This is a genomic window from Pedobacter sp. W3I1, assembly GCF_030816015.1.
GTDB lineage: Bacteria > Bacteroidota > Bacteroidia > Sphingobacteriales > Sphingobacteriaceae > Pedobacter.
Genome location: NZ_JAUSXN010000001.1, coordinates 5,111,194 through 5,131,664 on the forward strand (window position 1 = coordinate 5,111,194; position 20,471 = coordinate 5,131,664).

The 20,471-nt window shown below is 39.0% G+C and carries 16 protein-coding genes; 3 read left to right on the plus strand and 13 right to left on the minus strand.

Annotated features, from left to right (window positions below; all coding sequences use genetic code 11):
• The first annotated feature begins 39 nt into the window (after positions 1–39).
• Together QF042_RS20925 and QF042_RS20930 are read left to right on the plus strand one after the other, a co-directional pair.
• Positions 40–972, plus strand: a complete 933-nt coding sequence (locus tag QF042_RS20925) for an NAD-dependent epimerase/dehydratase family protein (RefSeq protein WP_307532012.1) — start codon at positions 40–42, stop codon at positions 970–972.
• A 47-nt stretch (positions 973–1,019) separates the two neighbouring features.
• On the plus strand, positions 1,020–1,841 hold the full coding sequence (locus QF042_RS20930; protein ID WP_307532014.1) for an SDR family oxidoreductase: 822 nt from the start codon (positions 1,020–1,022) through the stop codon (positions 1,839–1,841).
• Positions 1,842–1,978: 137 nt separating this feature from the next.
• On the opposite strand, the gene QF042_RS20935 is transcribed toward QF042_RS20930, so the two are convergent.
• The 13 genes from QF042_RS20935 to QF042_RS20990 form a co-directional block, all read right to left on the minus strand.
• On the minus strand, positions 1,979–5,365 hold the full coding sequence (locus tag QF042_RS20935; RefSeq protein ID WP_307532016.1) for a DEAD/DEAH box helicase: 3,387 nt from the start codon (positions 5,363–5,365) through the stop codon (positions 1,979–1,981).
• Positions 5,366–5,391: 26 nt separating this feature from the next.
• On the minus strand, positions 5,392–5,697 hold the full coding sequence (locus QF042_RS20940) for a helix-turn-helix domain-containing protein (protein ID WP_307532018.1): 306 nt from the start codon (positions 5,695–5,697) through the stop codon (positions 5,392–5,394).
• Positions 5,678–5,791: a type II toxin-antitoxin system RelE/ParE family toxin gene (locus tag QF042_RS26410; protein WP_373459091.1), complete on the minus strand. Its 114-nt coding sequence runs from the start codon at positions 5,789–5,791 to the stop codon at positions 5,678–5,680. Before QF042_RS26410 ends, QF042_RS20940 begins: the two co-directional genes overlap by 20 nt.
• Positions 5,742–5,984: a type II toxin-antitoxin system RelE/ParE family toxin gene (locus QF042_RS20945; RefSeq protein WP_307532020.1), complete on the minus strand. Its 243-nt coding sequence runs from the start codon at positions 5,982–5,984 to the stop codon at positions 5,742–5,744. Before QF042_RS20945 ends, QF042_RS26410 begins: the two co-directional genes overlap by 50 nt.
• A gap of 295 nt (positions 5,985–6,279) precedes the next feature.
• Positions 6,280–7,311 (minus strand): GntR family transcriptional regulator, encoded by a 1,032-nt coding sequence (locus tag QF042_RS20950; RefSeq protein WP_307532022.1) that lies wholly within the window; start codon positions 7,309–7,311, stop codon positions 6,280–6,282.
• Between the two features lie 42 nt (positions 7,312–7,353).
• On the minus strand, positions 7,354–8,739 hold the full coding sequence (locus QF042_RS20955) for an FGGY-family carbohydrate kinase (RefSeq protein ID WP_307532024.1): 1,386 nt from the start codon (positions 8,737–8,739) through the stop codon (positions 7,354–7,356).
• A gap of 15 nt (positions 8,740–8,754) precedes the next feature.
• Positions 8,755–10,035, minus strand: a complete 1,281-nt coding sequence (locus tag QF042_RS20960) for a sugar isomerase (protein ID WP_307532025.1) — start codon at positions 10,033–10,035, stop codon at positions 8,755–8,757.
• Positions 10,036–10,236: 201 nt separating this feature from the next.
• Complete coding sequence (locus QF042_RS20965; RefSeq protein ID WP_307532026.1) at positions 10,237–12,357, minus strand: bifunctional aldolase/short-chain dehydrogenase; 2,121 nt, start codon at positions 12,355–12,357, stop codon at positions 10,237–10,239.
• 28 nt (positions 12,358–12,385) lie between these two features.
• On the minus strand, positions 12,386–13,480 hold the full coding sequence (rhaT, locus tag QF042_RS20970) for an L-rhamnose/proton symporter RhaT (RefSeq protein WP_307532027.1): 1,095 nt from the start codon (positions 13,478–13,480) through the stop codon (positions 12,386–12,388).
• Positions 13,481–14,309: 829 nt separating this feature from the next.
• Positions 14,310–15,167 carry an alpha/beta fold hydrolase gene (locus tag QF042_RS20975; RefSeq protein WP_307532029.1) on the minus strand — a complete coding sequence of 286 codons (858 nt, stop codon included), beginning with the start codon at positions 15,165–15,167 and terminating at the stop codon, positions 14,310–14,312.
• Positions 15,168–15,185: 18 nt separating this feature from the next.
• A complete protein-coding gene (locus QF042_RS20980; RefSeq protein WP_307532031.1) occupies positions 15,186–15,653 on the minus strand; it encodes a nucleoside triphosphate pyrophosphohydrolase family protein in 468 nt (155 codons plus the stop codon).
• Between the two features lie 303 nt (positions 15,654–15,956).
• The gene (locus tag QF042_RS20985) at positions 15,957–16,691 is read right to left on the minus strand and encodes a LytTR family DNA-binding domain-containing protein (RefSeq protein WP_307532033.1); all 735 of its coding nucleotides are present in this window, start codon (positions 16,689–16,691) and stop codon (positions 15,957–15,959) included.
• A 54-nt stretch (positions 16,692–16,745) separates the two neighbouring features.
• Positions 16,746–17,753, minus strand: coding sequence for a sensor histidine kinase (locus tag QF042_RS20990; RefSeq protein ID WP_307532034.1), 1,008 nt, complete (start codon positions 17,751–17,753; stop codon positions 16,746–16,748).
• A gap of 206 nt (positions 17,754–17,959) precedes the next feature.
• On the opposite strand from QF042_RS20990, the gene QF042_RS20995 reads away from it, so the two are divergent.
• Positions 17,960–20,377, plus strand: coding sequence for an outer membrane beta-barrel family protein (locus tag QF042_RS20995; RefSeq protein ID WP_307532036.1), 2,418 nt, complete (start codon positions 17,960–17,962; stop codon positions 20,375–20,377).
• Positions 20,378–20,471: the final 94 nt, after the last annotated feature.

Sequence of the window (20,471 nt, forward strand, 5' to 3'; positions counted from 1 at the left end):
TCAATGCTGCATAACTTTGAACTAATCAAAAACGAAGATATGCACACTATACTTGGCGCCGGCGGACCAACAGCAAACGCACTCACCAGAGAACTAACCAATACTAATGAAACCATTAGATTGGTTAGCCGAAAACCAATTTCTACAAGCAACCCGAATGCAAGCTGGGTTAAAGCCGATTTATTAAATGAAGCTGAACTTTTCACCGCAGCAGAAGGTTCGAAAGTAATATACCTGTGCGCTGGTTTGGTTTACGACGCCAAAGTATGGCAGAAACAATGGCCGGTTATTATTCAAAATGTAATTAACTTAACTAAACGTACTGGTGCAAGGCTAATATTTTTTGATAATGTGTATATGTATGGCCAGGTAAATGGCCCAATGACAGAAGATACGCCTTACCATCCATGCAGTTTAAAAGGAGAAGTAAGGGCAAAGGTAGCCGAACAGTTAATGAACGAATCGAAAGCGGGTAAAATAAATGTAACCATTGCCCGTGCTGCAGATTTTTATGGGGCAGATTCGATGAACAGTTTTTTTGACATGATGGTACTCGATAAGTTTGCCAAAAAAAATAGCGCTCAATGGATAGGAGACCCAAATACACTACACAGTTTTACTTACATTGAAGATGCTGGAAAAGCTTTATTTCTGTTAGGACAAACACCCGATTCTGGCAACCAGATATGGCACTTGCCAACCGCGCCTCCTTTAAAAGGGAAAGCTTTTATAGAAATGGCTGCAAAGATTTATGAAACCAAACCTCAATATTCGACCATTAATAAACTGATGCTACGCTTAGTGAGTCTATTTAAAAAGGTAGTTGCGGGCACTGTAGAAATGTACTATCAATACGATCATGATTACCATTTCGATTCTGCCAAATTTGAAAAGGCATTCAATTTCAAGCCTACTGCTTACGATGACGGCATATTAAAACTTTCGAAAACCATGTATAAAAAGCAGAATTGACACGAATCAGGACAAATTATAAAGCCAACTATTTATCTTTAACGCAAATGATTCAAGATAATACGACACATCAAAATAGCATTAAAACCATATCGATTTTAGGCTGTGGTTGGTTCGGGTTGGCTTTGGCTAAAAAACTCATCGGGTTAAATTATGCAGTTAAGGGCTCTACCACAAGTGAAGAAAAGTTAGCTATACTTCAGGCTGAAAATATACAGCCATTTTTAGTCAATTTTACAGCAGAAGCGGTTGTAGCCGATCCAGCATTTTTTGAAGCTGATACCTTGTTTATCTGTATTCCTCCAAAGCGAAATTCTGTAGAGTTTCTTGATTATCCCCAAAAGATCAATTCAATCTTGGCCGCGGGGAAAGATAAATCGAAACATGTGGTGTTGATCAGTTCGACCAGTGTTTACGCTGATGAAAATAAAGCAGTTAATGAAACCAGCGAACCACATCCTGATACTGATTCAGGAAGGGTTGTTTTAGCTGCAGAAATGCTATTTAAGGAACTATTTCCCAAAAACAGTACAGTAATCCGCTTTGCAGGCTTAATTGGTCCTGAACGTAATCCAGGGAGATTCTTTGCTGGAAAAAGTAATGTGCCGAATGGTTTATCACCAGTAAACTTGATTCACCAAACAGATGCCGTTGGGATTGCGGTTAAACTTTTGGAAAAACAGGCATTTGGTAGAACGTATAATGCCTGCTCGCCAAACCATCCTGCAAAAATGGATTTCTATGTCAATGCAGCCAAAACCACAGGGCTTGCAGCACCTGATTTTATTGCGGAAAAGAAAGATTGGAAGATCATAGAGAGCTTGAACGTGCCTGAATTTTTGGATTATAAGTTCGAGGTTGGGGTTTAGATATAAGTTCTTGCGTCATTTCGCCTGAAGCTTGCCGATTTTTCATCGGCAGCGAAATGGAGAAATCTTTGAACGTTAAAACAACTTTAAAAGATTTCTCGGCTACGTTTCACTCCGCTCGAAATGACGAGATTATATTAACTCAACAACCCCAATAACTCTTTCTTCGTGAGGTTTTTAAACAAACTTCCATCCGTCTGAATCAGATCTTTCACCAAATCTTTTTTAGTCGCCTGAAGTTTCATGATTTTTTCTTCAATCGTGCCAGGGCAGATTAAACGTACGGCCATTACATTTTTATGCTGGCCGATCCGGTATGCCCGGTCTATGGCTTGGTTTTCTACCGCAGGGTTCCACCATGGGTCGACCAGGTAGACATAATCGGCTTCGGTGAGATTTAATCCGGTTCCACCAGCTTTTAAACTGATGAGGAAAACAGGAATATCGGCATTTTGCTGAAATGAGGTAACCACTTCGGCTCTTTTACGGGTTTGGCCGGTAAGGTATTCGTATTTAATCCCCCGGTTTTCCAATTGCTTTTTAATGAGATCCAGCATGGTTACAAACTGAGAAAAAACAAGAATTTTATGTTTTCCAGCCTTACGCTCAATCTGCTCCATCAATACATCAATTTTTGAGGAAGCCTGTAAATAAGATTTCCCATCAGCCAATAACGCGGCCGAATTGCAGATCTGCCGTAAGGTGGTAATGCTTTTCAATACGTGCATCGAACTTTTAGGCAGTTCATCTTCCTGTTTACCCAAAATAAAATCCTGAATTTCCTTTTTGTTCGCTTCGTACACTTCGCGCTGTTCCGCTCCCATTTCGCAATAGAGTACTATTTCTGTTTTATCGGGAAGTTCTTTCGCTACCTGTTCCTTTGTTCTGCGGAGAATAAACGGTCTTATTTTTTTCTGAAGCTCTTCTGCCCTTCTACTATCTTTAAACTGATCGATCGGGGTTGAATATAAATCAGCAAACTGCTGTTTACTGCCAAACAAACCCGGACAAGCGAATGACAGCTGCCCGTACAAATCAAAGGTATTGTTCTCAATCGGCGTTCCCGTCATCGTTACTTTATTCCTTGATTGCAGCATGCGAACTGCTTTATAACGTTGTGAATCCGGGTTTTTGATCAGCTGTGATTCATCTAAAAAGATATAGTTAAAGCGATAATCTTTTAGGAACCGAATATCAGAGAGTAACGTTCCGTAAGAGGTTAAAATGATTTCGTAATCGTCGAAAGTATCAGTTGTTTTGGTACGTTCGACGGCATAAATGGTTTTTACCTGTATGGATGGAGCAAATTTCTCTACTTCAGCCTTCCAGTTAAATATTAACGAAGCCGGAACCACCACGAGATTTGTATTGTGCTTTACTTTTTCGCGCTGTGATAAAATGAAAGCCAAAACCTGAATGGTTTTACCCAATCCCATATCATCGGCCAAACAAGAACCAAAGTTAAAATCATCCAAAAAGTTGAGCCAGTTTAGGCCGTCTTTCTGGTAATGGCGTAAAGTTGCGGTTAAACCTTTTGGTACTTCTACCTCCTGAATCGAATCAGTCCCTTCAAATTTCTGTTTATAAAGTTTCAGTTCGTTCTTTACATCACCATCCAATAAAGCATCTTCATAAAGCTCATTGATAGAAGCAAATTTAATTTTTGGTGTAAGAATAGCATCTTCAGTTACTTCGCCTGCACTAAAATAAGCAGCAAATTTTTCGATCCATTCATGTGGCAGTATACCCTGTGTTCCATCATCAAGCGTTACAAACTTACTTTTGTTTCTAATCGATTTATGTAAATGCTTTAGCGCAACCTGTTGCTTGCCAAACTTCACCTTTACTTTGGTTTCGAACCAATCTGTCCCACTTAACACCTCGATATTAATTTTAGCCTGAAATTCGCTCAGTTTATTATTTTTGAGCTGGTTGAAACCTAAAATATGAATGCCTTTGTTACGCCATACCTCAAAAGCATCAAGGAACCAGGCTTCTTCCAGAAACCGTTTGCGGTGCAGGTAAAAAGAATCGTTGGTTTCCTGATCGTAGAAATAAGGATGCTGTTTTAAAACGTTCCCAATAAACTGCAGTTCGGCCGCTTCATCACGGTGCAAGGTAAAGAGATTGCCCAGTTTATCCTGCGCCTGGATCTGCTTTTTAGACAGCACAGGAATTTCCAGGTTCCCATAACGCATTACCGGTGTAAGGAGGATATATTCTTCAGATTCTGACAGGTAGATCAACTGCTCATTTTCAAGATCGAAACCTTTTTCTTCGATCTGGCTTTTGGTAGCAGGTTTTAAATACGAATAATCGACATGAATACTTCCCTCTAATGGCACCAAAATAACTTTTTGAAACTCAGGATATTTTGTTTTATGCAGGATTAATCTGTTGCTCTGCTTTTTGAAAAATCCAATTACGCGGAGAAAATCCAGTCTGCCAATTAAATAAAGTTGATTGTTAAGTTTAACAAAATACTGATGCACCAAGACCAGGTTATCCAACTCATAAGATTTCCCATCGATAATCAGCCGGCCTGTAATTTCGTAATAATCATCACGTTGATTTACCGAAAGACGCAGGTCTACTTCTAATAAATGAACATCAACCGCTGTAATGGTCGAGGCTTGAATAGCGACAGATTGCTTATTATCCTGCAGGTAAAAAGGGATCTTTTGAGGGTTTTTAACGATCGCTTTTAAGGCTTCTATCTCAGCTTCACTTTGATCGCTATTGTAATTTTGTTGAAAAGTGCTAATACCACTATAAAACTTTACCTGATCGTTTTCATTGGCTTTAAAGAGCAAATCAGCCGGATTAATTCCTTTTATCGGGTTTTTAACCTTGCCACTTTTAGTGGTTTCGGCTTCGAATAATTCTACCGTTAAATTGTTGTAATAGCGGTGTTGCCCAAAAACAAGGATCATTTTACCGGGATTGTTTTTGGCCTGTACTTTGGTTTTGGATGTAGTTGCTGGCAGTAAAAGTTCCTGTAAATGTTGCTGGGCTTCTTTATTAAAGGGCTGGAGGGCATCCATTTTTGGACGGATATCTAGCTGACCATTTTCATATTTCAGGTTAAAAAGAAGATCAAGATTTTCTTCTTTTTCCAGTCCGTAATCGATGGCAATTTTGCTAAGCTTTTGCTTCCGCAAGTTGCTATCGAAAAAAATTAGCAAATCCTGACGTTGAAGAATATTATATAAAACCCTTGCCTGGTGTTCACAGAGTTTGTGTTTCGGTGTAGCGCAACGGCAAGAAAGCTTTACCGAGTTTTCGTTTTGCTGCACCTGAACAATCGGAAAAGGCAATCCAGAAGCCTCATCACTAAAGGCTGCAAAGTCGAGTTCAATCTGCGCTGGAAAAAGCTGATAAAAGCCTTTAACATCAGTATGGATAAGTCCGCCTAAATGTTTGAGGATAACAATCTGGCTAAGATTTTTCAGGTTAAAATCTCTTAAAATATAATCGTAAGGATTTTGCTCTGATACTTGATGCGCGGTTACCTGATCACTCATTTAAACTAAATAAGGTAATATTTCTTTTATAAACTCACATTTAGATTCAAATGTCCCCCAAGTCCAACCTTAATAATTCTCATTAAAGTCGAAAGCCTGATGTCGCTTGCATTATTTTCTATTCTTGAAATGTAAGTTTTTGTAGTACCACATTTTTCTGCAAGTTGTTCTTGTGTCATTCCCTTTTCTTTACGAAGTTCTTGAAGCATAGCTCCTAATTTAAAACTTTCAAATTCTTGTTCGTAAGTTTCTCTGTTTTCAGTCCCCCGTTTGCCATACTCTTTGTCCAAATGGTCAGCAAATGATGTCAATTTATTTTTTGTCTTTTCCATCGAAATATTTCTTTTTAAGTTTCTCAGCAAGTTCGATTTCATTTTTAGGTGTTTTTTGAGTTTTCTTTTGAAAACCATTTACCAGGATGATCAATTTCCCCCTTATCGAAAAAACTAAATACCCGAAAAATATCTGAACCAACTTCGACCCTAATTTCAAAAAGCCCTGTTGAACCTGTGATGTGCTTAAAATATTTTTCAGGAATTTTTTCTAGAGTAGCGATTAATTGTAAAGTCCAATTGAATTTTTTCTTTACGTTGGGCTTAAGCTGTTCGTAAAAATCCAAATAATACTCTTCAAAGTAGAAAATGTCCCTGATGAATTTCTCGTTCATTAACTAAATCTAAGCCCACAAAGTTAGCTAATTAGATAACAAAATCCAAACTAATGTGATTACACACCTCGCGACTAAAAGATATGCTGTAGTAGATCACTTTATAATTTATTACCTCTAGAAGTCTTCGACTACGCTCAGACTGACAACCACAGCGCTAACCTAATAGTATAGTTTAGGGCAAGGGCTGATAGACCGTATTTAATAGATTTCTTGGCTACGCTCGAGATAACGAATTAACCGCGTACTACAGCGATTTACGCAAGTTCAAATAAAAAGGCACTGCTACCTTTTCGGTTTTACCAGAGAGAATAAATTCGGCGGCTTGCGCGCCCAGTTGGCTAAAATCAGTCGAAATGGTGGTAATCCCATCTAAAATAATCCTTTTTAGCGGCGTTTCATTATAAGAAATTACGCCAACATCTTTTCCGATTTTAAGTTTTTGCGCAATTAAACGTTCAATGAGCATTACCAGATCGTCTTCCATCAGGTTAATGTATACCTCTCCAGGATTAATTTCTTCGTCTTTAATGTTATGAATTACTTTATGATCGAAAGCATATTGCTGGCAGAACCGGTAAAATCCCGTCAGTATTTCGTGTGGGAAATAACTGTTCTTTGGAAAGATAATTTTTAGGGTGCGGTAATGCGAAAGTCGATCCAGGGCCTGTTCCAGAGCGGCATATATATCCTGTGCAAAGTTTTCGTAAGCTGCAGCGTAATCGCCTGTTACCCCAGGTAAAAGTTTATCCAGGATAACCAGTTTTTCTTTTGGGATGGTATTGATAATTTCATGTGCATTTTCCCCACCTTCTAAAAAATGTGGGATAATTACAAAGTGTGAATAATCGTCGCGCTTGGCCACGATCATCTTTTTGAAAAGTGCAAAATCGTTATTGTAGATATAAAAATCAATGGCAGCACGCTCGCCCAGGGTTTTGGTAAAGGAATCGTAAATGATCTTTTTGTGTGTACTGAGTTTATTAAAAAGCAAACAAACCTTTAGTTTACGCGAGAAATCGGTATTGATAATAAAATAACCCTTGCCCGGCACAGAATCAACCACCCCAAGTTTCCGGAGGTTACGGTAACCTTTTTCGGCAGTATCTCTCGACATTTCCAGACTAAAACTCAACTCGTTTATTGAAGGCAACAAACTATTTTTCAGAAGTTTACCACTTTCAATAGCGGCCAAAATCGCATTCGTTAACTGCTTGTATTTTGGCGTCGACGAATACTCATCGACGTTAATATAGGGGATTAAATCTTCTGGTTTCAAAATGGTTGTATTGATATAGGAAATTCTAATATACGGAAATTCCTAAAAATCTATCGTACGTTGTATAGCAGAATAGTATTTTAACTGGATCATATCCGTTGGTGCAGGATTTTCATTCCAGGCATCATTTATGGCCAAAGCTGTACCTATGGCGGTAGCCTGCGACACCGAAGAGGCATAAACCTCAATGTCTGGAATAGAGGTAGCCAACAGGTGCATGTAAATTGCATTTTTACCAAAGCCGCCATCTACGAAAATTCTTTTCACACCACTATTCAGGATTAACCTTAATGAATAAATCTGTTGTTTGATTAGGTCAAAGATTAATTGGTGATAAGCTTCTTCAGCCGTTTGAAAAAGATTTAAGTCACGATCAGGAAAGGCAGAACTTGCTGAAAACCCTTGTTGTTCTTGCTGATTTTCTGGAATTTTATTCGCCAGTTTCAAAATCATCGATGGATTAAACTTCAAATGTTTAAACAGATAAGCTGCACGATCGAAATGTTCTGCTATCCGCTTAAGCTGCACCTCGTGCTCATAACCCGCAAAAATACGTGAAGCTTTAACCGCTTTGCCCTTAAAGTGCATGTAACACAGGCAATCCTGCTTAAGTTCTTCAGCGGTTAAAGGTTCCTGGTTAAAAGGGTTTAAACTGATGCACCAGGTTCCGGTTGAGATGAGCACAAACGGCGTGTTAAAATTGGCCAGATAAGGAATCAGCGCTGCAGAACTATCGTGCAGGCCAACACCAACTTTTACATTGCTACCTTCGAAGTCAGTTTTAAGGCTGGAATCTGCAGGGGTAAATGCACCAAATTTCTCGTCTATTTTTTCCGCTGTAACCCAGTGATGATACTGGCTTTTATTGAAATCCCAAAGCTGGGTATGGCAACCAATACTGGTAATATCGGCCACGGCTTTACCCGTAATTAAATAACTCAAATATTGAGGCAGGTGTAAAGCCCACTTCACTTTTTTAAATATTTCGGGCTTTTCATGCTTCAGGCGATACAATTGCATACCCGAATTTAAACTGCCCAAAATTGGTGAGGCCGTTTCTAACGAAATCTTCTCCTCACCTCCATATGTTTCATAAAAGGCTTTTTTAAGCGCTTCGGGGTATTCTTTTAAATAGTTATAAAGTGGTGTTAGCGGATTGCCATTTTCGTCGAGATAAACAAAACTGGCGCCATAAGTAGAAAAATTTATGGCCCTGACATCAAACTCTTTCAACTGCAAAACCTGATGCAGGGAATCGTAAACTGATGAACGCAGGCTTTCGAGATTTTCGCATGGTTCGCCATCCTCATCAACTGTTTCTACAAAACGTGCAGACCGCTCGTAAACGATACTGTAGTTTTCGTCGATCAGAAACAATTTTTTATTCGTTTTCCCAACATCAAATATGGCAATAACAGGTTTAGGCATTTTCTATTTCTCTATTTACAAACCTGTGGCAACAGTATTTCCTCGGTGATTAACTAACTTATTTCTAACTTCTAAACCACGGTATAACGCGATCGGTGATAGGGCCGCCCCAGCTCTTAACCTGGCTTCGGCTACTAAAGCCCTTAAATCGCTACGGAAAGTATGTTGCAAAATTTCCTGTGCTTTGGCTACATCGTTGTTGTTCTGTGCTTCGTTTAATGCTTTTCTATCAACCAATAGTGCCTGTGCATAGGCGATCATAATGGCTTCAACAGATTGCAACAAGTCCTCTAATGGATCTTTCACATTGTGTGAAGCATCAATCATCCAACCTAAATCTTTTGCATGGTTCATGCCTTTTGCATCCATACCTTCTACCAGTTCGTTAAAAATCAAAAACAATTGGTAAGGTTTAATGCTTCCGGCAGTTAAATCATCATCCCCATATTTAGAATCGTTGAAGTGGAAACCACCCAATTTTCCTTCCATTAACAATAAAGCAACAATCTGCTCAATGTTTGCATTAGGCAAATGGTGACCTAAATCCACCAAAGTATAAGCTTTTTTACCCAGTTTACTCGCATATAACAGTGATTGTCCCCAATCGCCAACCGTAGTTGAATAAAAATTAGGTTCGAAGGCTTTGTACTCCACAAACATTTTCCAATCTTCTGGCAGTGCTGAATAGATTTCTTGCAGACTTTCTAATGTATTTTCGAAAGCTTTACGGAAATTAAGCTGACCAGGGAAACAAGAACCATCGGCTAGCCAAACGGTTAATGCATCAGATCCTAGCGCAATACCGTGTTTAATTACTTCTATATTATGCTCAATCGCCTGTTTACGGATGTTTTTATTTACATTCTGTAACGAACCAAATTTATAGCTATGTGCAGAACCTGCCTGATCTTGAAAGGTATTCGAGTTCATGGCATCAAATTTTAAACCATAGCCAGATGCCAAAGTTTTTAACGCTTCTGCATTTTGAGGGATATCCCATGGAATGTGAAGTGAAATTGCTCCACTTGCACCGTTAAGGGCATGTAGCAGACCAACATCTTCAATTTTTTCTTCAATGGTACGAGGTTCACCACCGGTAATGGCAAAACGGCCAAAACGTGTTCCACCGGTACCTAAAGCCCAGCTTGGAATGGCAATCTGAAAATCAACCAGTTTCTGGATTACGCTTTCTAGATCAACGTGTGACCAATCTTCTTTTAGAAAAGAAAGTTTACGCTGATGTGAGGTTAAAAGGGAGTCGTTATGTTTTTCTATCTGGTTCTGCTCGATATTCATGAGAATATTTGGTTTTTGTTAGGTTAATTATTTTGGCGATGCAATCGCCGTTCTCACTCATCCTCGTTTCAAACGAGGACGATTATTCATTAATGTTTTAAAGTTATTTTCGGTCTGTGATAAACACAGACCGATTGAACAACTTACTAAAACTGAATTTGTTGCGTTTTGCCATGGTCTGTGTCTCCACGGACCATTGTGCTATCTCACAAATGCCATGGCTACCCCGCCATCAACATTTAAAACATTTCCCGTTGATTTGTGCAACAAGCCACCCACAAAGGCGAAACAGGCATTGGCAATATCATCTGGTAATATGATCTGGTTCAATAAGGTACGTTTTGCGTAATAAGCGGGCAACTCTGCAACGGTAATACCATAAGCTTTTGCGCGGCCTTCAGCCCAACCGCCTGCCCAGATATTGCTGTCGCTGATTACAGCATCAGGGTTAACCACATTTACACGGATATTATCGGCCCCCAATTCGGCAGCATTTAATCTGCTTAAATGTAATTGAGCTGCTTTTGCACTGCCATAACCCGCATTGTTTGGTCCGCTTACCAAAGCGTTCTTACTTACAATATTAATGATATCGCCGCCAATATTCTGCTTTTGCATCGTATTTGTTGCAGCCTGAGTAATAAAAAACTGGCCTTTTACCAAAACATCATATAATAAATCCCAATCTTTCTCGGTATGATCAGCAATGGTTTTAGAAATCGATAATCCTGCATTGTTTACAATAATATCTACCCCACCGAAAGCCAGAGCTGCCGAATCGAAAGCTTGTTTAATATCTGCTTCGCTGGTTACATTTAAAATTGCGGTGCTGTAAGAATCCTTACCGAACAGGTTTGCAAATTCCTTGCCTGCTTCCTCTAAACGTTCGGCATTCATGTCGTTTAAGATCACCACGCCACCTTCAGCAACAAACTTTTTAGCAATCGCCTTACCAATTCCGCCGGCACTGCCTGTAATCAGTGCAATTTTACCTGTTAAGGGTTTTGGCTTTGGCATGCGCTGTAATTTTGCCTCTTCCAACAACCAATATTCGATGTTAAAAGCTTCCTGATGTGGTAATGAAGTGTATTCAGAAACCGCCTCAGCACCTTTCATTACATTAATGGCGTTGATGTAGAATTCTGCAGCAACCCTTGCTGTTTGTTTATCTTTAGAGAAGGTAAACATTCCGATTCCAGGATACAAAATAACTACCGGGTTGGTATCGCGGATTGCCGGACTGTTTGCATGTTTACAGGCTTCGTAATAAGCGGTGTACATGGCCCTATAAGCTTCGAAAGCAGGCTCAAGCGTTTCTTTTAGTGCTTTAACATCCGATAAATCAGCATCACTGGCTAAAGTTAAAACAAGCGGACTGATTTTAGTTCTTAAAAAGTGATCGGGACAACTGGTCCCCATTGGAGCAAGACGATCAAGATCGTTAGAATTGATGAATTCTAACACACGGCTGTCATCGGTAAAATGACCAATCATGTGCTGTTTAGAAGAGCATAAACCGCGCAAAACAGGTGCTAAAGCAGCAGCTTGTTTTTTACGTTGATCTGCCGCTGCACTTTCAATCTTTTGTCCACCAAAAACAGGACCTTTCTTGCCGTAATTCTGGTTGAGGTAATCAGAACAGATTTCGATTACTTCTAAAGTATTCAGGTAACTTTCGTAAGCCGTATCACCCCAGGTAAACAAACCGTGTGAGCCTAACATAATGCCGCGGATGCCTGGATTTTCATCTAAACACTGCTTTAACTGCAAGCCTAGTTCAAAACCTGGTTTTTTCCATTCTACCCAACCAATGGTACCGCCAAATAATTCTTCAGTAATTTTTTTACCGTCTTTAGCCGCAGCAATAGCAATGGCCGCATCAGGGTGTAAGTGATCGATATGCGCAAACGGTAGAAAACCATGCAAAGGTGTATCGATTGATGGTGCTTTAGAACTTAAATCGAAAATGCAGTGGTTAAATAATTCAACCATTTCATCCTCATGTTCTACTCCACGATAAATATTTTTCAAGCTACGTAAACGATCAACATATAATGCTGCAAGGCCACTTTTCTTTAAGGTACCTAAATCGCCGCCTGAACCTTTTACCCACATTACTTCGGTTTCTAAACCTGTAAGGGGATCTTTTTCCAATACTTTACATGAGGTATTTCCACCTCCATAATTGGTTAAGCGTAAATCTGCACCCAATAAATTAGAGCGATAAATTAAAAGGGCAACTTCATCTCCAGCCAGTTTTGCGGCTTCTTCTTCATCCCACAGGTAGCTTACGTGCTTATAACTTTTCGTATCGATTGACATTCTTATATTCTATTTAAATTTTTATTTATTATCCTTTTATTCTATTACCATAACCTACAATGAGTACCGAAATGATGATGGTTAAAATACCCGCCAAAACTGTAATCAATGTTTTTCTGGATACACCTTTCCACTCTTTTAATACCAGTCCCCAAACATTGGCGATTAAAATGATAAAGGCCATGTGCAGAATCCACGAACTGGCGCCATTGCCTATTTTACTTTCGCCCATGCCGTAGAAAAAGAACTGTAAAAACCATGTAGTACCTGCCAGGGCAGAAAAAATATAGTTTTTTAACAGAGGCGTTTTTGCATTGGTATAATCGCCAAATGTTTTATTCCTTGCATTTAATACCATACACCAGATAAAGTTGGTGGTTAGGCCTCCCCAAAGCACAATTACATAAGTAACGTTGTTCTGGAACAAAAAATTACCCGTTTCAGCAGGATTCGCTGCTTTCCAGATGGCGTTCGCCGCATCGGCCATTGGTTTCCCGGCTTCGATGCCGAAATTGAAACAGGCACTTAAAACACCCGATACAATACCAACGAATAAACCAAGGCCAAACTTATATTCTGTTTTCACCTCCATTCCATGCGGATCGGTAACATCAGATTTCATTTCCTTTTCTTTCATCATGCCTGCCTTACCGCAGATGATAATCCCAACAACACAGACCAAAAGCCCCAGCAATACCATGCGGCCCCAATCGGTGTGTAGAAACATGGTAAAAGTATCTTTACCTGCCTGAGGAAAAAAATCGAAGTAAATAGAGGGCAGGATTGAGCCCAAAACCATACAAAGCCCTAAAATGATACTACTTCCTAACGATACACCCAGATAACGAACGCCTAAACCATAGGTTAAGCCTCCTATACCCCAAAGCACACCAAAAAAATAGGTTAGCCATAAAATACTACCGTTGGTACTGGTGATAATTGCCGTAAAATTCGGGATGGTTAAAAAAGCAGCAAGTGGCGGAACGATTAACCAGGAGAAGATTCCCCCAACAATCCAGTAACTTTCCCAGGCCCAGCCTTTAACTTTTTTGTAAGGAATATAAAAACTTCCGGAGGCAAAACCACCGAAGAAATGAAAAATTACACCTAAAATTGCTTGCATGCGCTATTAATATATTTGGTTGCTCTAAAATAGAATATACAGTAATTTTAACTGTTATGCACTGTTATGGATGTGAAATAATTTGGTACCTGGAAGACAGAATTAGAGAGTCTGGAGACAGAAGACCGAGGTCAGGAGTTATAGTGCAGAAAAACAAATGCCAGTTCTTTTTTGAATATGCTTTCTCTCCTGGCTATATTGGTTGTGTGTTGATCAGCACGGGCAATAATTTTCGTGGTGTTAGATGTTACCATCTGACACATATTAAGATCTTAAAGTTCTAATTATCTAGTTCAGGTTATTAAGTATTTCTTGTGGTGTCAGATGTTACCATCTGGCACATATTAAGATCTTAAAATTCTAATTATCTAGTTCAGGTTATTAAGTATAAATCCTTCTTTTTTTAGAAAAAGAAAGGACAGCATTTCATAGGTGCTGTAGTCCCGCCATTTGCTTTATCCCGATTGAAAATAATCAGGATGCCCGCTACTGTCGGGTTTAGTTAACAAAAGCCTGTTCGAAACAACCCCACGTTTATTATTGAAGGATGAAAGATTAAGTTCCTTGCACCAGCCTGGGTTAAATAAACCCGATTGCCGGGAAGAGCTTCCGATCCTTCATCGAAACTCGAACCAAAAGCGGGGCTGAAATTGCCAAAAGCACAGAACCAATCATTTCCTATTAACCCGAATTAGATTATTTATATGAGCCAACTGGCAAGACGAAAGAGATTGCTTCCCCGAAAAAGTCGGGGCAGGCTCTCGTTCCTTCTCGAAAAGACGAAAAAAGGGCGTCATTTCTGGTGCAAGATGTTACCACCTGGCACGATTTATAGCATTGGAAGCGCATAAATTCTCTTGACAACATCATCAATTACCTCAAGCGATCTGAGAATTTTATAATGTCCTACATCTTCAAATGATTTTGATTTTATGGCAGGATATTTATCCAGGAATTCTTTTAGAAATGAATAAGGAGAAATATGATCGGCAGGATCGAATGCCAGGAAATGATCAATCGCGGTGCTTAGCTGATATAGGTTAGTCAGATTAAAGTGACTGGCTGAAACGGGAAACTCTTTTGCAAAATTATCAAAAAAGAGATCCTGGTGTTTAGCACCAATGTTTACCGAATCTAAACTCTGTTCGAAATTTTCTTTTAGCCTGATCAATGGCGCAATGCTGATGAGCAGATGGGGAGTTATCTCCAGTTCTTGCAGCGCAATTACATTAGCCATCCCGCCAAGCGAATGACCGATCAGAACATCAGGCTGCGCATAATTTAAGGCAATAGATTTTACCGAACCGGCATACAACATCAGGTTGGAAAATTCAGAGATTGAACTTCCGTTGCCAGGTGCATCAAAAGCGATTATTTCCAGGTCATCTATTTTCAGGAGTTCAATGATCAACTCATAAAAGTCTAAAGCTTTTGAGGCCCAGCCATGCGCAAGTAACACTTTACGTTTTCCATTTCCCCAACTGAAGCAGTTAATAGTTACATCAGAATGGGCGAAATAAGTATCAAAAACCTCAAGGCTAAATTGTTTTGATGCAGCCACCAGTTGTTCCTGATGCAGGCGCAAAGGCATTTTAGGTGAGTAAAAAATAAATTCGCGCATTAGCGCTGCTTCAGGTGCTGCCTGTGTTAACTTCAGCTCGTTTACAATCTGTTTTAGCCTTTTCAATTAGCGCTGATTTATGTGTTAAACCAAATGTGATTTTAAATCAGCTGGAGAATAGTTGATTGATTTTAAAGTCTTGTCGTCAGATTTCCTGAACACCAAAAACAGTCCGTCAATTTCTTTGTAATATGATTCGGTCTGATCTTTATCTAAGTAAAATTGAATGGTTTGTTCAGCTTCTTCTACGGTTTTGCAGGCTTTGCTCATATTCGAGCGGTGAACTTCATCAAATAAAGTCTTAAATTTCACGCCCAAACCAAACTCATGGATAGCACCAGCCAAAACATACTGCAGATCGCAAAGGGCATCGGCCACTTCTACCAGGTCATCATTTTCTACAGCTTCCTGTAATTCTTTCAACTCTTCGGCTAAAAGCGAAATACGCAAATTGGCTCTCTGTTTTGAAGGAATAACCGGACTTTCTAAAATAGGGTGTTTAAAGGTAGTGTGAAATTCTGCAACCTGGTTTAACGAATTCGTTTCTTGCATGATGATGTTTGATTTAATCTTTACGCAGCAAACTTAAAAAAAACGGGATAAATAATTTGGAGAATTTATGAACACTGTTAGGTTGGTTAATCGGTTAACTGTTGTAACTGGTTAATTGTAAATAGCGAAATACTAATTGGATTGTTTAATTGTTGCATTGCCAAATTGTTAACCGCAAATTGCCAACTGAAAACTGTTAATAATGCATTCGAAAGATGGATCCCAACAATTGAACAATCTAACAATATTTAACTATGCCTCAATTAACCAGTTTAACCGATTTAAACAATTAACCAAAAACAGTTAACCATTCTTCTTCCCTTCCCTCACCACTTTAAAAAATCCTTCTTTATAGGTTTCGCCAATTGGAATAGCCTGATCGTTAATATAAACAGTATTTCCATCTATCATTTTAATTTTTTCGATAGAGATAATATACGATTTATGGATGCGATAAAATGGTGGCTGAGGCAATTCGGTTTCCAGTTCGCGCAGCGCCTGGTAAGTAATAATCCTTTGTGTAGCTGTATAAACAGAAACATAATTTTTCAATCCCTCTATGTACAGGATGTCTTCATAATTAACCTTAATAAACTTGTTCTTGGTATCGCCTTTGATGAAAATAAAATCATTTCCCTGCGCTACCTGCTGTACAACAATTTCTTGCTGAACGGGTGCCACAGGCTGCAAAATCTGTTGTGCTTTAGTGGCTGCTTTATAAAAACGCTCATAGGAGATCGGTTTAAGCAGATAATCTACCACATCAAGATCAAAACCCTCCAAAGCATATTCGGGATAAGCCGTGGTTAGGATTACCTTGCATTTACCACCACAGATTTTCAAAAACTGGATCCCGGTTAATTCTGGCATCTGTATGTCTAAAAAAACAAGATCAACTTTACCTTCCTGAACCAGGTTAAGCGCTTCAAAAGCATTTGTAGTGGTTCCTACCAATTCTAAAAAAGGGGTTTTATTAATAAAGGCAGCAATAATATCAGAAGCGTAAGATTCATCATCAACGGCAAGGCAACGGATCATAGTTGGGAGTTAGGGTTTGGCGATTAGCGTAAATTAATTATTTCAATGATACAATTATAGATTTAAAATTAATGTGCTCTTATAGGTATTGCCATTATTCGAAATCAACAGTTCATGTTTTTCAGGATAAATCAAATCTAATCTGCGGTGGATATTCACCATGCCAATACCGCTCGAATGATCTTTTTGCGCATGGCTGATCTTATTACTCACCTCGAAACTTAAGCGTTTGTTCTGCACCTTAAGTTTAATGCGCACAGGCTGTGCTTCATCATTTACCACGCCATGTTTAAGGGCATTTTCAACAAAAGGGATCAGAATCAGCGAAGCGATTTTTTGATCGGTAATGCCTTCGGTTGTAAAATCGACATAAAATTTCGGTTCAAAGCGCATTTTAAAAAGCGCAACATAACTTTCTAAATATTCTACCTCCTTATTTAAACTTACTTTACCATCCGGACTATCGTTTAGTGTATACCGCATTAAATCTGATAACCGTAAAATCGCATTCGCCAGTTGATCAGAAACGGGGATAGCCAGGGAGTAAACATAATTTAAAGTATTGTACAGAAAGTGTGGATTGATTTGTGACTTCAAGAATGAAAGCTCGGCTTTAATCACTTCCTCCTTCAATTTTCGGTTTACCTGTTCCGATTTAAAACTCTGCTCAATACCGTAAACCGCAGCGGGTGTCACAATAAAACCAATGCTCCAATAAATATTATCTGTGATGTAGGCCCAGGCTGTTGTACCATCATCATAGTTATGAAAACCAAGCCATTTTAAATAAAGCACTTCTTCTATTAAATACCTAAGTGCAATAAATACCGCAATGGTAAACAAAATGCCTCCGATTAACTGAGGTAATTTATTCTTTTTCAAAAATCTTGGATATACCCATAAATAACAGATATAGAATTCTATCAATTGTATAAAATTCATAGAAATATTCAAAGCGGCCTTGCTAAAAGTTGTACCATCAATTAAATAGCCACCATAAAAATAGCCTAATACGAGTATCCAGCAAAGAATATGTATGGAAATGGTTTCTATTGTTTTCATGCCTTAAAACTATACAAAGCTTTTTTAACTGCCTATTTTCTTATTCCAAACCTGCAAATAATTATCCCAACCTGTACAATTTAAGGATTAACACCTTTAATTACCGAAAAACGCATTGGGATAATATTTCAAAGGGTTGGGATTATATAATTTTTAGACTGATGCAACCTCTCCATCTTTGAATCGTCAATTATAAAACAAACAAGATGATGAACTACTTATTTAAATCTGCTCTTTTTGCCCTGCTTATTTTTAGTCTTCAAACCGCCTTTGCTCAGAACATTAAGGTATCGGGAAGCATTACCGATAAAAGTAATAAAGCACTTGATTATGCTTCAATAGCATTAATCCATTTACCCGATTCGGCTTCAGTTGCCTTACAGGTTACCAACCAACAAGGTTTATATGAATTCAGCAATGTTAAATCTGGCCGGTATTTTATTAAAGCCTTAATGATGGGTTACGGTAAAAACCAATCTGCACCGTTCGAAGTAAAAGATATGGCCGTTAAAGTTCCATCAATTATACTGGCAGATCAGGCTCAAAACCTGAAAGATGTAAACATTATATCCAAAATGCCGATAATTGACCAAAAAGCAGACCGGGTGATTGTAAATGTAGAACAGATGAATACCGCCGGCGATAATGCACTGGAAGTAATCAGCAGGTCGCCGGGTGTAAAACTGGATAAGGACGACAACATTGTACTGAAAGGTAAAAAAGGAATCAACGTGATGATTGACGGCAAAATGAGCTATATGACGGGCGTTGAATTAACCACTTACCTAAAATCGCTGCCCGGATCGGTATTAAGCAAAATCGAACTGATTTCTAACCCTCCATCCTCTTTCGATGCTGCTGGCACAGCAGGGATCATTAACATTAAACTCAAAAGAAATAAAATGCAGGGCTTTAATGGAAACATGAATCTGGGTGGCGGTTACGGCCGTTATGAAAAAGTTTATGCTGGTACCAATCTGAATTACAATATCGGTAAGGTGAGTACGTATGTACGCTTAAATGCCGGACACTATAACTCCTACAACAGGTTAACGTTAAACCGAACCATTGGTGACGAACAATATAACCAGCTTAGTTTCTGGCATCCGGTAACCAACAGTTTAAATTACTCTACCGGTGCCGATTATTTTATTAATGAGAAGCATACTTTAGGTTTAATGGTAAAAGGCTTTACTGCGCCTGAAGAAACCAGGGTAAACAGCAATTCGGTAAATTACAATGCAACTGGTGTAAAAATGGGCGGAACATCGATGTTTAATCCACAAAGCAATACCGAAAAAAACCACGCGCTAAATTTAAACTACCGTTTTAAAACAGATACACTGGGCGGTGAACTGGGTTTTGATGCCGATTATGTCCAATACGATAACAGCAAAAACGAAACCTTTACCAATAATTACCTCGATGCCAGTGATCAGCTGATTGGCAATCCAATCGATTTACGCAACAAAGGCATGGGCAACGTCTCTATTTATTCAATCAAGGCCGATTATAGCCTGAATTTTTCAAAAACATTAAAAATGGAAACGGGCTGGAAGAGCAGCTGGGTAAAATCGCAGAGCGATGTACGTTTCGATTCGCTAAAAACCGCTGGCTGGATTAACGATCCGCGCAGAACCAACGCCTTTTTATACCATGAAAACATTAATGCAGGTTATCTTTCCTTTGATCAAAGTTTTAAAAACCTACAGGTTAAAGCAGGTTTACGTGCTGAACAGACCAGAGGTGATGGCAGTTCATCAGGTACAAATACCTTAATTGACAGGAAATACTGGAAACTTTTCCCAACGCTATTTATCTCCTTAAAACTGGATTCGAACAACCTCGTAACGGCTGCCTATCGCAAAAGCATCAACAGGCCATCATACAGCAGTTTAAATCCTTTTACCTTTTATACCGACCCCTATACAGCAATACAAGGAAACCCATTGTTGCAGCCCTCTTATGCCAATAGTTTTGAATTTAATTACTCGATTAAAAACTTCAGGATACTTACCTTAAGTTATTCGGTTAGTGATGGATCGATATCGGAAGTGATTTATCAGAACAATAGTACAAAGGAAAGTATCTCCAGACCAGAAAACCTGAACCGTACCACAAATTTTTATATGGCCACAGGAAGTCCTTTTGATATAACCAAATGGTGGAACAACAGTACCGAAGTTTCCGTTGGTTATAACCGCACTGCATCGGCCGTACAGGGAAATGGCTATAATGCCTTCTCGTGGAATTGGTCTGTAATGTCGGATAATACCATCACTTTGCCTAAAAACTACAGCTTAACGATGTATGGTTATTACGATTCTCCTTCTATTTCTGGTTTATTCCGCAGTTTAGGGAATTACCAGTTCAATGTTGGTGTTAAAAAATCTTTCTGGAACAAAAATGCAACACTGGCCTTAAAAGTGAACGATGTGTTTAACACCAGTAAATTCAGAGCCAACCTGGAATACAATAATATTAAAACGTATTGGCAGAACGAATGGGAAAGCCGCAGGATAAACTTAAGTTTCACCTATAAATTTGGGAATATGAAAATCAAAACTGCCCGCAGCAGACAAACCGGAACAAGCGACGAAGAAAACAGAGTAGGCAAAAATTAAGCTTTGAGTAAGGTTAATTGTATAAATCGGTTAACTGGTTAATTGAGCTGTATTTCCCGATCAACAGTTAACCGATTAACCAGTTCCACCGATT